Source organism: Cystobacter fuscus (assembly GCF_002305875.1).
Classification (GTDB): Bacteria; Myxococcota; Myxococcia; order Myxococcales; family Myxococcaceae; genus Cystobacter; species Cystobacter fuscus_A.
This window is the reverse complement of the sequence record NZ_CP022098.1, coordinates 12,159,552-12,173,216: the sequence shown is the minus strand read 5'-3', so window position 1 is coordinate 12,173,216 and position 13,665 is coordinate 12,159,552. Positions and strand designations below refer to the sequence as shown.

At 68.3% G+C, this 13,665-nt stretch carries 10 protein-coding genes; 7 read left to right on the top strand and 3 right to left on the bottom strand.

The features are described from left to right. Positions 1–55 precede the first annotated feature (55 nt). From mprF to CYFUS_RS49420, 5 genes are all read left to right on the top strand, one after another. The gene (gene mprF, locus CYFUS_RS49440) at positions 56–2,605 is read left to right on the top strand and encodes a bifunctional lysylphosphatidylglycerol flippase/synthetase MprF (protein ID WP_095991590.1); all 2,550 of its coding nucleotides are present in this window, start codon (positions 56–58) and stop codon (positions 2,603–2,605) included. After that, positions 2,602–4,035 carry an AcvB/VirJ family lysyl-phosphatidylglycerol hydrolase gene (locus CYFUS_RS49435; RefSeq protein ID WP_095991589.1) on the top strand — a complete coding sequence of 478 codons (1,434 nt, stop codon included), beginning with the start codon at positions 2,602–2,604 and terminating at the stop codon, positions 4,033–4,035. The genes mprF and CYFUS_RS49435 overlap by 4 nt, the downstream gene beginning before the upstream one ends. A 60-nt stretch (positions 4,036–4,095) precedes the next feature. Continuing rightward, a complete protein-coding gene (locus CYFUS_RS49430; RefSeq protein ID WP_095991588.1) occupies positions 4,096–5,364 on the top strand; it encodes an MFS transporter in 1,269 nt (422 codons plus the stop codon). Positions 5,365–5,476: 112 nt separating this feature from the next. Further along, entirely contained in the window at positions 5,477–5,896 is a 420-nt protein-coding gene (locus CYFUS_RS49425) for a hypothetical protein (protein WP_157759106.1), read from the top strand. Between the two features lie 98 nt (positions 5,897–5,994). After that, entirely contained in the window at positions 5,995–7,416 is a 1,422-nt protein-coding gene (locus CYFUS_RS49420; protein ID WP_198316402.1) for a serine/threonine protein kinase, read from the top strand. 1 nt (position 7,417) lies between these two features. Here CYFUS_RS49420 and CYFUS_RS49415 read toward each other — a convergent pair whose 3' ends face one another. Together CYFUS_RS49415 and CYFUS_RS49410 are read right to left on the bottom strand one after the other, a co-directional pair. Beyond that, positions 7,418–8,149 carry an immunity 52 family protein gene (locus tag CYFUS_RS49415; protein ID WP_095991585.1) on the bottom strand — a complete coding sequence of 244 codons (732 nt, stop codon included), beginning with the start codon at positions 8,147–8,149 and terminating at the stop codon, positions 7,418–7,420. Continuing rightward, the gene (locus tag CYFUS_RS49410; RefSeq protein ID WP_095991584.1) at positions 8,142–9,842 is read right to left on the bottom strand and encodes a restriction endonuclease fold toxin 5 domain-containing protein; all 1,701 of its coding nucleotides are present in this window, start codon (positions 9,840–9,842) and stop codon (positions 8,142–8,144) included. Before CYFUS_RS49410 ends, CYFUS_RS49415 begins: the two co-directional genes overlap by 8 nt. 203 nt (positions 9,843–10,045) lie before the next feature. Between CYFUS_RS49410 and CYFUS_RS49405 the strand changes: the two genes are divergently transcribed. Both CYFUS_RS49405 and CYFUS_RS49400 read left to right on the top strand, forming a co-directional pair. Beyond that, the gene (locus CYFUS_RS49405) at positions 10,046–11,341 is read left to right on the top strand and encodes an AAA family ATPase (protein WP_095991583.1); all 1,296 of its coding nucleotides are present in this window, start codon (positions 10,046–10,048) and stop codon (positions 11,339–11,341) included. Next, on the top strand, positions 11,338–12,105 hold the full coding sequence (locus CYFUS_RS49400) for a hypothetical protein (RefSeq protein ID WP_095991582.1): 768 nt from the start codon (positions 11,338–11,340) through the stop codon (positions 12,103–12,105). The genes CYFUS_RS49405 and CYFUS_RS49400 overlap by 4 nt, the downstream gene beginning before the upstream one ends. A 3-nt stretch (positions 12,106–12,108) precedes the next feature. On the opposite strand, the gene CYFUS_RS49395 is transcribed toward CYFUS_RS49400, so the two are convergent. After that, positions 12,109–13,533, bottom strand: coding sequence for an RtcB family protein (locus tag CYFUS_RS49395; RefSeq protein ID WP_095991581.1), 1,425 nt, complete (start codon positions 13,531–13,533; stop codon positions 12,109–12,111). Positions 13,534–13,665 lie beyond the last annotated feature (132 nt).

The window sequence follows — 13,665 nt, the reverse complement described above, 5'->3', positions numbered from 1 at the left end:
ACATGGGCCGGGCCGTTCATGCCCACGCACTGGCGCCTTGCTATGCGCGAGGAGCATGAAGCCCTCCCGCGCACTCACCGCGCTCCTGCCCGTGGTGCTGCTGGCCCTGTCGGCCTGGGTCCTCCACCGCGAGCTGCGCGACTTCCACTGGCGCGACGTGTCCGCGGCGCTCGACGCCCTGCCCCTCGGCCGCGTCGGCCTGGCGGTGTTCGTCACGGCGGCCAACTACCTCCTGCTGTCGCTCTATGACGTCCTGGCGCTCGCGTACGCGGGCAAGGCACTGCCCTATCCCCGGGTGGCGATGACGTCCTTCATCGCCTACGCCTTCGGCAACAACCTGGGCATGGCCATGCTCAGCAGTGCTTCCGTGCGCTACCGCCTCTACTCCGCCTGGGGCCTGAGCGTGGTGGACGTGTCCCGCGTGGCCGTCTTCTGTGGCCTCACCCTGTGGCTGGGCCTGGGATTCGTCGGGGGCCTCGCCCTCGTGGCCGAGCCCGTCCAGGTGCCGGGCATCGTGGCGCTGCCCCTCGGCTCGCGGCTGCTGGGCGCCGTCCTGCTCGCGGCCACCCTGGGCTACGTCGTCCTGTGCGCCGTGTGGCGCGAGCCGCTCTCCGTGCGCGGGCATGCCGTGGCGTTGCCCTCGCTCCGGTTGGCGTTGGGACAGGTGCTCGTGTCGGGCGCGGACTGGCTGCTCGCCGCGATGGTGCTCTTCCTGCTCCTGCCCGAGGGCGCGGACCTGTCCCCGCCGGCCTTCATCGGCCTGTACATGCTCGGGCAGGTGGCGGGGCTGCTCAGCCAGGTGCCCGGGGGCCTGGGCGTCTTCGAGTCCATCCTCGTCGCCGTCCTCACCCCGCGCGTGCCCGCCCCGGCGGTGCTGGGCTCGCTCATGGCATGGCGCGCCATCTACTACGTCGGGCCCTTCGTCCTCGCGGCGGGGGTGATGGCGGCGAGCGAGCTCATGCGCCGGCGCGAGCGGGTGTCGCGGATCGTCAGGGGCGTGCATGCCTCGTTCGCTCCGGTGGTGCCGTTGGTGGCCGCGGCGGGGGCGGTGCTCGCGGGCGCCGTGCTGCTCTTCTCCGGCGCGACGCCCACCGTGGCGGAGCGGCTGCTCGTGCTGCGCCGCTGGCTGCCCCTGCCCCTGCTGGAGCTGTCCCACCTGCTCGGCAGCCTCGCGGGCGTGTCGCTCGTGCTGCTCGGCCGGGGCCTTCAGCGGCGCCTGGACGCGGCGTACGTGCTGACGCTCGGGCTGCTCGGGGTGGGTGGCGTGGTGTCGCTGGTGAAGGGCCTCGACTTCGAGGAGGCGGGTCTGCTCTTCGCGCTGGCGCTGGTGCTGGCGCCCTTCCGCGCCCAGTTCTACCGGCACACCTCGCTCTTCGCCGAGCGATTCAGCGCGCCGTGGCTCCTGGCGCTCGCCGCGGTGGTGGGCGCGTCGGTGTGGCTCGGCTTCTTCTCCTACCGGCACGTGGACTACGGCGGGGAGCTGTGGTGGCGGTTCACCTTCGAGGGCGACGCGCCGCGCTTCCTGCGCGCCTCGGTGGGCGTGTGCGGGGTGGTGCTGTTGTTCGGCGTCGCGCGGCTGCTCGCGCCCTCCTCGCCCCGGAGCGAGCTTCCCTCGGAGGAGGCCCTGGCCCGGGCCCGTCCCCTCGTGGCGCGCTCCCCCGAGTCCATGAGCCACCTGGCGCTCGTGGGGGACAAGTCGCTGCTCTTCAACGAGGCGGGCACGGCCTTCATCATGTACGGCGTGGCGGGGCGCGCATGGGTGTCCATGGGGGAGCCGGTGGGGGGCACGCCCGAGGAAGCCACGGAGCTGGCGTGGCGCTTCCGGGAGCTGGTGGACGTGCACCACGGCTGGACGTGCTTCTACCAGGTGGGTCCTGGCTCGCTGCCGCGCTACCTGGACCTGGGGCTGTCGCTGCTCAAGCTGGGCGAGGAGGCCACGGTGCCGCTCGCGGACTTCCAGTTGGACTCGCCCGAGCGCCGCTCGCTGCGCCACGCGCACCGCAAGCTGGAGAAGGAGGGCGTCATCTTCGAGGTGGTGCCGCGCGGGAGCGTGGAGCCGCTGTTGCCCCAGCTCGAGGCCGTGTCGGATGCGTGGTTGGAGGAGAAGAACACGCGCGAGAAGGGCTTCTCGCTCGGCTACTTCTCCGAGCGCTACCTGCGCGAGGGCCCGGTGGCGGTGGTGCGCCAGGGCGGGGAACTGCTCGGGTTCGCCAACCTCTGGGCGCCCGAGTTGAAGGTGGAGCTGTCGATAGATCTGATGCGCTACCGGCCGGGCGCGCCCCGGGGGGTGATGGATCACCTCTTCGTGTCGCTCATGCTGTGGGGACGCGAGCAGGGTTACGAGCGCTTCAACCTGGGCATGGCGCCCTTCTCCGGCTTCGAGTCGCATGCGCTCGCGCCACTGTGGCAGCGCGCGGGCGCGTTCCTCTTCACCCACGGCGAGCACTTCTACAACTTCCAGGGATTGCGTCGGTTCAAGGAGAAGTTCAAGCCGGTGTGGACGCCGCGCTACCTGGCTTCTCCTGGAGGGCTCGCGTTTCCGCGGGTGCTCGCGGGCGTGGGTTCACTCGTCTCGCGGGGCATTGCCGGATTGGTGGCACGATGAATCACCTGAAGGGCTGGGTCGTGATGGGCGCGCTGCTCGCCGCGTCGGTGGGAGGGGCGGCGGACGTGGGGAGCACGGTGTCCTTCGGCCGCTTCGGCGAGGTGGCGCTGGTGCGTCCCACGGGGGCGCCGAGCGCGGTGGTGCTCTTCCTGTCGGGAGACGCGGGGTGGGGAGCGGGGGAGCGGGCGCTGGCGAAGGAGCTGGCGGGCCAGGGCGCGCTGGTGCTGGGCGTGCGCACGCCCGCGTACCTCGCGGCGGTGGGGGCGGGGAAGAAGTGTGCCTACCCGGCGGGGGACCTGGAGGCGCTCAGCCAGTCCACGCAGAAGAAGCTGGGCCTGCCCGAGTACCTGCATCCGGTGCTGCTGGGCACGGGGGCGGGGGCGGGCCTGGTGTACGCGAGCCTCGTGCAGGCGCCGGTGAACACCTTCGCGGGCGGGGTGAGCCTGGGGTTCAACCCCGTGCTGCGCATGGACGGGACCCTGTGCAGGGGCAGCGGGCTCGTGCGCCAGCGCACGCGTGAGGGTGAGCGGCTCGGGCCCTTCAAGCCGCTCTCCGAGCCCTGGCGGGTGCTCGTGGGCGAGAAGGACACGGTGTTCCCGGTGGAGCGGGCGCGGGCCTTCGCGGAGGGCGTGCGGCGGGCGGAGGTGACGCGGGTGCCCGGGGTGGGACGGGGCCTCGTGCCGCTGGGGGGGTGGACGGACGCGGTGCTCGCGGCCGAGGCGGAACTCGCGCGTCACGCGGCGCCCCCGCCTCCGGTGACGGCCACCCGGGAGGAGGAGAGCGGCGCGCCGCTGGAGGACGTGTCGGACCTGCCCCTCATCCAGGTGCCCGCGGGCAAGGAGGGAGGGGATTCGCTGGTGGTGCTGCTGTCGGGCGATGGGGGCTGGGCGGGCATCGATCGCGACGTGGCCTCGGTGCTGGCGGCCCAGGGCGTGCCGGTGGTGGGCTGGGACTCGCTGCGCTACTTCTGGAAGCGGCGCACGCCCGAAGCCACCGCGAAGGACCTGGAGCGCGTGCTGGCGCACTACCTGCGGGACTGGAAGAAGGCGCGCGTGGTGCTGGTGGGCTACTCACGCGGGGCGGACGTGCTCCCGTCGGTGGTGGCGAAGCTGTCCGCCGAGGCCCGGAAGAACGTCCAGGCGCTCGCGCTCATCGCGCCGGGCCAGGAAGCGGAGCTGGAGGTGCACGTGGTGGATCTGCTGGGCGGGGGCGGGGGAGAGCCCATCCTTCCCGCGGTGAAGTCGCTCGGAGGCCTGCCCGTGGTGTGCCTGTATGGGAGCGACGAGGCCAGCGAGAGTCTTTGTCCTCTGCTCTCGGACGTGCCGGGCGCGCGGGTGTTGGAGCTCGAGGGGGGGCACCACTTCAGCGGTGACTACGCCGCCGTGGGCCGTGCCATCCTGGCCCCCCTGCGCGAGGGCCAGCATCTGTAGAGAGCCTGGCGGGAGGGGTACACTGCGGACCCTGTCGACCCCTTGCCTCCCGAGTCATCCGTGATCGAGTCCGAAGTGGTGGCACCCGCCACCTCCGAAGAGCGTTGGTCCTGGCCCCCCCTGTTCGGTCTGCTGGAGATCCAGTTCGGCGCCGCCGTGGGCTTCCTGCAGACGGCGGTGCCCTACTGGCTGGCCCGCGAGGGCATGCCGCTCGCGGAGATCGGCCTGCTGTCCGGCACCGCCTTTTCTCCTCACGCCTGGAAGCTCTTGTGGGTGCCGCTCATCGACCTCGGGCCCTGGCGGCGCATCTGGTACGGCGTCTGCACGCTGCTCACGGCGCTGTTCCTCCTGGCGTGTGCCTTCCTGGACGAGCCCTCCAAGCACCTCGGGCTCTACACGCTGCTGCTCACGGGCATGCAGGCCACGGCGTCCACGGCGCACGCGGCGCTCAACGGGCTCATGGCCACCACCACGCGGCTCGAGGACAAGGGGCGCACGGGCGGCTGGCAGATGGCGGGGAACGTGGGGGCCACGAGCATCCTCGGTGCGCTCTGCATCTGGCTCGCCAGCTCCTTCTCCCGGCAGGTGGTGGGCGTGGTGATGGCCGTGCTGGTGCTGGGCAGCGGGGTGGGCATCTTCTTCATCGTCGAGCGCGCGGGTGCCCGGGCCGAGCCGGGGCCCCTGCTGCGCGCGGCCTGGGAGCGCGTGAAGGGAATCGTGATGGACCTGGTGCGCACGGCCTTCAGCCGGGAGGGGCTCGTCATGCTGGTGTTGTGCCTCCTGCCGGTGAGCTGCGGCGCGCTCACCAACCTCTTCAGCGCCATGGCGGGCGACTACCAGGTGCCCGAGCACGTGGTGGAGCTCGTCAACGGCCTGGGCATGGGCGTCACCGGGGCGCTCGGCTCGCTGCTGGGCGGGTGGCTGTCGGACCGGGTGAATCGCAAGCTCAACTACGCGCTCATGGGCGGGCTCACGGGGCTGTGCGCCCTCGCCATGGCGGCCGCGCCCATGACGCCCACCACCTATATCTGGGGCACGCTGGCCTACAGCTTCGCCAACGGCGCGGGCTACGCGGCCTTCGCCGGCATGGTGCTCGACATGGTCAGCGAGGGGGCCGCCGTCACCACGAAGTACACGCTCTTCGTCGCGACCTCCAACTTCGCCATCAGCTACGTCACCGCCCTGGACGGGCACGCGTCGGGCTTTCGCGGCCTGGGCGCTCGCGCGAGCGTGGCGTTCGACGGCCTCATCACCTTCGCGGGCATCCTGGGCGTGGGGCTGCTCTTCCTGTTCTTCCTGCGCCGCAAACCCCAGCCCACGGCGGCTTGAGTCCTCGCCGCCGTCACACGGAAGTCGCTCCCCGCGCGGCGCTTTTGCTTGGAACCCCTGGCGAGTGCGGCTGTCTACTGCGCTCGCGATGAAACAAGAGGGGGTGCACCTGATGCGTCATTCGATGCGGTGGCTGTCCGTGGTGGGCGCGCTGTGCGGGTCGTGGAGCGCGGTGGCGATGGCGGAGGGCCCGCCCGTCGATTGTGGAGGCATTGACGGCGAGGCCATCCGCGAGATGAGGGCGCTGTACGAGGCGGAGCGCTCCTGGCTCTATGAGAAGGACAAGTATTCACAGGACCTGGCGCAGGTGGGCTTCGCGCCCCTGGGCTGCACGGATGGCACGCGCCCCTCGGGTCCGGACAGCTCGTGGGTGGGCGGATGCCGCTTCATCTACCAGGTCGGGGTGACGGGCCCGCGCTCCTTCATCGCCACGGCGCGCGCCGTGTCCGGGGTCATCTCGGGCCTGACGCCGCGGATCGACGAGACCGGCACGCTCACCCGCACGCCCGCTCCCTCGGGCGCGTGCCCGTGAGCCGGCCGCCGGAGGTGGGCCGGACGAGGTGACCTCCGGCGTCAGGTCGTGGTATTGAGCGCTCGTCCCGGCGGTGGGACGAGCGCGGAGGTGCACGGGTGGCCACGAGTCCTGGAACGGTGCGGCTGTACCCGGAGGCCCTGGCCCCGGGGACGCGGGTGGGCCGCTGGCGCGTGGTGGAGCCGTTGGGCGTGGGAGGCCAGGGCGCCGTCTACCGCGTGGAGGACCTGGAGCACCCGGGGGACTTCTACGCGCTCAAGTTCGCGTGGTACGCGAGCGACGGACGGGTCGAGCGCGAGGTGGAGCTGATGATGACCCGGGCGGCGCATCCCCACGTGGTGGGGTTCCACGGCTGGACGCGCTGGCCGCACCCTCGCGAGGGGTGTCTGGGTTTCGTCATGGATTGGGTGCCCGGTCTGGCGCTGGACGTGTGGGCCGAGAAGGAAGGTACCACCTTCCGGCGGCTCGCAGAGGTGGGGGCGACGGTGGCGAACACCCTGGGCGAGCTGCATGCGCGAGGCGTGCTGCACCGCGACCTGAAGCCAGAGCACATCCTGGTGCGTGAGTCGGATGGACAACCGGTGCTGCTCGACTTCGGCGTGGGCTGGTACGAGGGAGCGGCACCGCTCACCACGGGTCCGCTCCCTCCGGCCACCCTGTACCTGCTCACCCCCGAGGCGGTGCGCTTTTTGTGGAAGAGCCGCGAGCACCCCGGCGCGCGTTATGCCTTTCAACCGGGCGATGACCTGTATGCGCTGGGCGTCTGTCTTTACCGAGCGGCCACCGGGCATCAACCCTTCCCCGAGGGGCTACCGGCGGACTTGTTGCAGATGGCGATCCTCGAGGCGCGGCCGATGGCGCCCGTGCTCGTCAATCCCCGGGTGCCCCGGGCGTTGAGTGATGTGATTGTGCGGCTGTTGTCGAAGGACCCCTCGGAGCGCTACCCGAGTGGCGCGGCGCTGCACGAGGCGCTGGTGGCGGCGGCCAGCGATGGGGCGCCCGCGTGGGACGCGAGCATCTTCGAGTGGGAAGAGGTGCCGCCGGCTCAGGAGGGGGGCAGTCCCGAGCGGCGCCTCGTCCGGCCCCCGAGGCCAAAGCCCTCCTGGATCGCTCCGCCGCCGCCCCCCGTTCCCGCGCGAGTGGAGCGGCGGAGCCACTGGCCCAGGGGGCTCGTGCTCGCCGCGGTGGTGCTGTTGGCGCTGGTGTCCATGGTACGCGTTTCACCCGAGGCGCCGAGTGTTCAGGCTCCAGACGAGAAGTGGGCCACGGATGTGCGGGTCGACCCGCCGGGCTCCGCCCGGTACGAGCAGGCACCGCTCCCGGTGAGGAATCAGAAGCAGGCCCCCTGTACGGAAGGGATCGAGGTGGAACTGTCCGGCACCTGCTGGCGTACGCTCGAGCAGAGATCTCCAACCTGCCCACGCCTGACGTTCGCGTACAAAGGCAGATGTTTCCTGCCCGTGTTGAAGGAGCAGCGTGCTCCCACCAGCGTGGATGCTGGAGTGCCCGAGGAGCGGTGAGTCAGGTGGGTGCGGGCCGTGGTTGAATCACCAGACGGAGCAGACCCTGTTCCTCCAGCAGAGTCTGGACGCGCCGTGCCAGGGCCACATGTTCGGGATTGCTCGGGGTGAGTCGTTCCGGGGTGAGGATGACGAGCGTGCCCTTGTCTCCTACCGGCTCCACCCGTACGGGGGCGGGCAGAGGTGCAACTTCCCCACGTTCGCGCGAGAAGTATGTCATCCAGCCGATGAAGCAGCCGAGCCGACTGCCATTGGAGAGCTGGTCCCACAGTCCGTCCGCCGTCGCGAGGGCCCATTCTGGCTCCCAGGCCACGGCCATGGCCCGCATGATGCCGGAGACAACTGGCGAGCTGAGCATGCGCTCGTGGCCCAGGGGTTCAGTCGGAAAGAAGAGGCGCAGCACGTTGGGCGAAAATTCGGCTTTCGACCCGCAGTTGAACATGACCATGCCGCCCTGGTCTTGTTTCTCGCGCCCCGTCCAGGCGCTGAAGTGAAACCCGTCATTCCCGCTCTGGTACTTCTTCCGCCCGAAGAACCTCACGAAGGTCTCGCGGGTAGGCTCGAAGCCGAGCTGCAGCGCTTTCCGGATGGAGTTGCTCTGCTCGTACCAGCGGGCATAGTTCGGGTGGCACTCCGCCATGAGCCGGAAGAATGTTTCCGCACGTCGAGCGCACTCTTCGACCGACTCAGGGCGACGCCCCCAATAGGCTCCAGCTCCGTAGGATTCACTCATGGGTGGCGGTCCTCACGGCTCCGGGCTTCGTATAAACAATTTCTATGCGGTGAAAACCCTGTGGAGCAAAATGCTTACGGAGCACATCCACCATCCGTGGTTCCGCGACGTGCCAGCGAAGCGGGAACTCACCCGCTACCCGTAGCTGTCGCCGAGCTTGATCAATCATACTGTCCAAACCCCTGTATTCAAATCTAGGATCTAGATTCTCGTCGAACCACTTGTCGTACTCGCGTGCCTTGGCTTCGAGCAGGGTGCCCGTCTGCGGATCGTAGCCGTCGTAATTCACGCACTCACCGTCTCGACAAACCCTGTAGGCCCATCGCTTGGGTGCGCCCGTCACCTGGGCCTGGTAGTCCCGGGCCTGCTCGGACATGCTGGAGGTGTCCTCCACCCACTGCCCGGGCCCACCCACTGGAGGCCACCCACCACCGGCCCCAGCGCCCCGGGCTCCCGTGTTGGCCATGTGAAGCACGTAGGTGGCGCTCAGTGCGTTGCCCGCCACGGCCACGGCACCTCTCGCGGGTACCGCCACCAGGCGCACCGCCAGGAGACCGTCCCCCGACATCGACAGCAGGGGAACACTCATGCCGCCGAGCTTCCCGCCCCACGATGCGGCCTTCGAGGCCCCTGCTCCCGAGGTGCCCACCGTCAGGACGATGCCCGTCGCGAGCCGGGACACGGTGCGCACCCTCTCCGCATAGGGCTTGTGGCGGAACTCCTCCCAGAGCCGCGGCGAGTTCTCGTAGAGCTGGCGCACCGCGCTCGGGAGTTGGGACAGCCCCTCGAGCGTCTCGCCCGTGTGGAAGACGAGCCGGTAGAGACCCTCGACCATGTCCACGACCGCCAGCACGGCGCCCTCGGCCACCGCGAACCCGGCGTTGTCGTCCGGCTCGTAGCTGCCCGCTGGTGGAGCCCCGTGCGGCACCTCGAGCTTTACATCCACCGGGAAGAGTCGCCCGCCGTCGATCGCGTAGAACGGGCCCACCTCGAAGCGGCCGGCTCGCAGCGTCCCGTCATTGGCCAGCACCACCTGGCCGGCCTTCTGAACCGCCACCCCCGAGGTGGCCTTCACCAGGTAGCCATCCGGGCGGAGCACCAGCAGCCGAGAGAAGCGCCGCATGCGCGCGTGCAACTCGTCGCGGGACACCGGAGCTCTACCCGTGGCCACTTCCAGGAGCAGGTGCGCCGCCATGCGTCGCGAGCCGAAGTTGCCCAATGTCACCGGCGTGGAGAGCAGGTGCGGCACCAGCTCCAGCGCTTGCCTTGGGGACAGCGTGCGCCCGTCCGTGGGCACCGCGGTGGTGGGCACCCCGGCCTGCACGAGGAAGCCCTGGAAGTAGTCCAGGGTGATGGGCACCGTGAGGGGCCGGCCATCCCCCACGCCATCCGGCCAGCCAATCGCGCTCCCTTCCCGGTGTTCCGCCTCGTCTACGTCCCTCGCGCTGCTGGGTTGGCTCCATGGCCGCGAGTGGGTGCTCCTGGCTTCGCTCTCTGCTAGTTCCTTCGTGGCTGGGTTGTTCGGGTGGGTCGCGCGCTGGTGGCGGCGTGTCTCCACCGGGGATGCATCGAGGGAAGTGTTCGTGACACACGCGGTCTGCACCACGAAGGCCAGCAGGCAGAGCGCCATGCCAGCCAGCCCTCGCGCGCCAACACTCCCCGCCACCTCGGAACTCATGGGCTCCTTGGACATGACAGCGGCCTTTCTCCCGGTGAAGAGATCCTGGAGGGTAGGCTACCACTCACCCGATTCGTCAGGACCGCCTGCCTCCATGGTCGTGTTCGCGGTCATCCACGAGAATCCTCCGACAGAGGCATGCCGCTGGACACCTGAGGACCGGCACGTATTCTCGGCGTTCTCCTCCGTGGGCGCGTTGCGCCGCAATCAGGTGTCCGATGGTCAAGCTCCAGTGGCTCCAGGTGAACAAGTTCCGCTCGGTGAAGCCGGGAACGCGGCTGACGTTCAACGCGGGGCACAATGTGCTGCTCGGACAGAATGGCACCGGGAAGACCACGCTGCTCAACCTCATCGCGACGTCCGTTAGGTCAGATTTTACTGGCTTCAAGGATGAAGAATTCGACATTTCCTACGAATGGGCTTCGGACAAGGCGTCAGCCACCGTCTCGGTGCGTAACGAGAGTCGGTCAGCTATTCCCTCGGAGCTGAAGAGCCTTTCACCTCTGTATTCGGACGTCTTGGCCTCTGCAGGTGAGTTGCGCTCTCCAGAGATGTCGCTCACTGCTGTCTTCCTTGAGAAGTCCACAGGAATTCAAATCAAAGTCGATGCTAAGGGTAAGAGTGGATCGGTTCGACGCATAGATGAACCAGAATCGGAAGTATCTCTTGAGAGTTTTCATTCACGGATTTGGGTGACGATGGTTTCGGGGTTGGGGGAATGGTTGCTAAGTCGAGGTGCGCCCGGGTTGGAAGATACAGTTTCCAACTTGATGAGCTTGTTCCTCGAGGCTATGACGCGCCGCTTTGATGAGGCTCTCGAGTATTTTGACAGACTTGGTAAGTATCGGCTTCAACTGAAGCAGGATGATGATGGACAGCTCTCTTTATCTGGAGACCTGGGGCTCAATAGTGATATATTCAAAGAGCAGCTCGCCGCTCAGGCCACGCAAAAGTGGGCAGCAGATCGGTACATCCTGACGGATGCTGATCTTCCGTTCCTCAGGCGTACAATTCAGCTTCTCGACTTTGAATCTGCTGAAGCCATCTTCGAGTTGCAGGACTCGACCAGAAAAGAGACAGGTGGTGTCATGCATCTGGGTGGTTTGAGATTTTATTTCCAACACCGGGGAGGATGGAGGGTGTCGGAAAAAATGCTCAGCTATGGTCAAAAGCGCATGCTGGCCTTTATGCATTATGTAGCTTCGGCGAAGTCGACCATCATCGCGGACGAACTCGTCAATGGGCTTCATCATGAATGGATTCGAGCCTGCTTCGAGTTGCTGGGTGAACGGCAGGTCTTTCTGACCAGTCAAAATCCACTCCTGCTCGACTACTTGAGCTTCGAGTCTCCAGTGGATGTCCGATCTACATTTATCCTCTGTAGTCGGGACAGGAACTCGGAACAGATGGTCTGGGAGAACATGTCCCAGGAGGCCGCGGAGGATTTCTTCGACTCCTACAAGGTCGGCTTCCAGCAGGTGGGCGAGTTGCTCCAGGCGAAGGGACTCTGGTGAGCGGCTACACCAATACCCTGTCGGTCATGGTGCTGACCGAGGACTCCGGAGCGGGCGCCTACGACACCGTGCGCGCACTCGTGAAGGAGATGTTCAAATTGCTCGTCCCCGCCGTGTGGACCCACCGTATCGACTTCAAGCCCCTGGAGGACGAGAGCGCGCGTCGCGCCATGCACGCCAACCTCTGGAAGAGCAACAATCCGCTCGACGAGCGCAATCGTAGATTGCTCATCCGCAGCATCATCACCGAACTCCTCAAGCCCCACGGCTTCGTCCTCTACCACATCGATGGAGACAAGCCCTGGTCCCGGCATGAATCGAGCGAGAACGTCCGCGAATTTCTCACGCGCATGCGCTCGCCTATTGAAGCGGGCGTGCGTTCTCAACTCCCAGCGGAGGTGGAGACGCGGATGAAGCGCCTGCGTCTCCTCGTGCCCTTCTACAGCATCGAGGCCTGGCTCTATCAGCACACCCGCGAGGCATGGCAGCTCTGCGCGGAAGAGGGCTGTGGTCGGTGCCACACGCAGCTCGGGGATTGGGAGAAGAACCGCGCGAGCCTCGATGAAGTCACCCAGCCCAAGGAGACGACGCTGTGCTTGAAGGACAAGCACAACGCACGGCTCGCTTCTTCCGGGTTTCCCGCGAGGCAAGTCTACGAGGCCGAGGCGTCCTTCACGGGTGCTGTTGATGGGCTCCTGGAGTGTGACGAGCTGACGGCGGCGCTGGAGCGGACCTGCGCCACCTCCTTTACCCCGTCGCCTTGAGCCTCACGCCTTGAAGGTCATCAGCGGGCGCATCCGCGCCACCTCCCGGACGATGCCCGCCTCCACCTGCGAGGCCACCACCGGGCCAATCGGTTTGTAGGCCGCGGGCGCCTCCTCGATGCGGCGCTCGGCTCGCAAGGTGATGCAATCCACTCCCGTCAGCCCCAGCGCCTCCTCCCGCTGATCCGCTCCGCCCCGCGCCATGGAGAAGCGCGAGCGCGCCCGTCCCGCTCCGTGCGACGCCGACGCCAGCGCCCGCGCATTGCCCAGCCCCACCATCAGATAGGACTCGGCCCCCATGGAGCCGGGGATGATGACCGGCTGCTCCTCCTCCGCCGGGCACGCGCCCTTGCGCGCCAGCCACCCGCCCTCCCACGGCAGCGTGATGTTGTGCGGCACGTCGTAGACGAGCGGCGCCTCCACGTCCCCGAACAGCTCCCGCAGGGTGAGCCGCAACAGCTCCGCCAACAGCAGCCGGTTGAGGAAGGCATAGTTGGCCGCCGTGGCCTCGGCCCGGAGGTACTCGCGCACCAGCGCCGGATCCGCCAATGGCAGGATTCCGCTCTCCGGGAAGGGCGCCCCCACCGGCCACGTGGCCCTCGCCCGCTCCTGCCACGTGAGCCCCACGTGCTTGCCCAGGTCCCTCGAGCCGGAGTGCACCATGAACGCGAGCTGCCCCTCGCGCACGCCCCACCGCCAAGCCCGCGCGCGATCCACCACCGCCTCCACCCGCTGCACTTCAACGAAGTGGTTGCCCCCGCCGATGGTCGCCAGCCCCGGGTCTCGCACCACGCCCTCGCGGCGCAGCCCCATGGGCGCCCACGCTGGATCTCCCTCGAGTGCTCCCCCCAGGTGCACCCGCGTGGACTCCCGATCGAGCTGTCCCAGGTCCGCCCTCGCCACCGCGCCCAGTGGCTGCTCCAGCGTTTCCACGAGCCAACCCGGCAGGCCGTCGCGCAGGAGCGCCTCCACCGCGCGCGAGCCCAGGGCCACGTCCCGGGTGCCGAAGAAGTAGTGGCCCTTCATCCGTTCGACGAAGGCGTCGCGGCGGGCGAGGAAGGCCTCCACGGGAATGTCCGCGACGTGCAGACGCATGCCGCAGTTGATGTCGGTGCCCACCGCGCCGGGCACCACCAGCCCCTCCGTGTGCACCACCGAGCCGATGGCCACTCCGGAGTCGCCCGGGTGGAAGTCCGGCGTGGCGCGCACGTGCTTCACACGGCCTCCGTCCGGATGCTTCAGCGCCGCGAGCGCGGCGAGTTGTTGGAAGGCCTTGCCCTCTACGGGCAGGTCGGGCGGAAGAAGCACCTCGGCGGGGGGAGCGTGCGCGTCCCGCTGGAGGCGTACCGTGTAGACACGACCGTCGTACGTCACATCGAGCCCCTCGCGGGCGAGCGCCCGCAGGAGCCGGTTCAAGTTCGGCTGCATGACCTTCTCGGAATCTGGCCCGCGCCCGGAGGGGCACGGGGGACGTGTGCGAATGGATTCGAGACCTCGGGTCAGCAGCCGCGGTCGTGGACGCCGGAGCGTCCGCCGCGCCAGGGACGTCCTGGCTCCTCC

Coding starts and splice junctions, on each gene's coding strand:
- CYFUS_RS49410 (WP_095991584.1), bottom strand. CDS start 9,842: ATGTCCAAGGAGCCCATGAGTTCCGAGGTGGCGGGGAGTGTTGGCGCG.
- mprF (WP_095991590.1), top strand. CDS start 56: ATGAAGCCCTCCCGCGCACTCACCGCGCTCCTGCCCGTGGTGCTGCTG.
- CYFUS_RS49395 (WP_095991581.1), bottom strand. CDS start 13,533: ATGCAGCCGAACTTGAACCGGCTCCTGCGGGCGCTCGCCCGCGAGGGG.
- CYFUS_RS49435 (WP_095991589.1), top strand. CDS start 2,602: ATGAATCACCTGAAGGGCTGGGTCGTGATGGGCGCGCTGCTCGCCGCG.
- CYFUS_RS49415 (WP_095991585.1), bottom strand. CDS start 8,149: ATGAGTGAATCCTACGGAGCTGGAGCCTATTGGGGGCGTCGCCCTGAG.
- CYFUS_RS49405 (WP_095991583.1), top strand. CDS start 10,046: ATGGTCAAGCTCCAGTGGCTCCAGGTGAACAAGTTCCGCTCGGTGAAG.
- CYFUS_RS49425 (WP_157759106.1), top strand. CDS start 5,477: ATGCGTCATTCGATGCGGTGGCTGTCCGTGGTGGGCGCGCTGTGCGGG.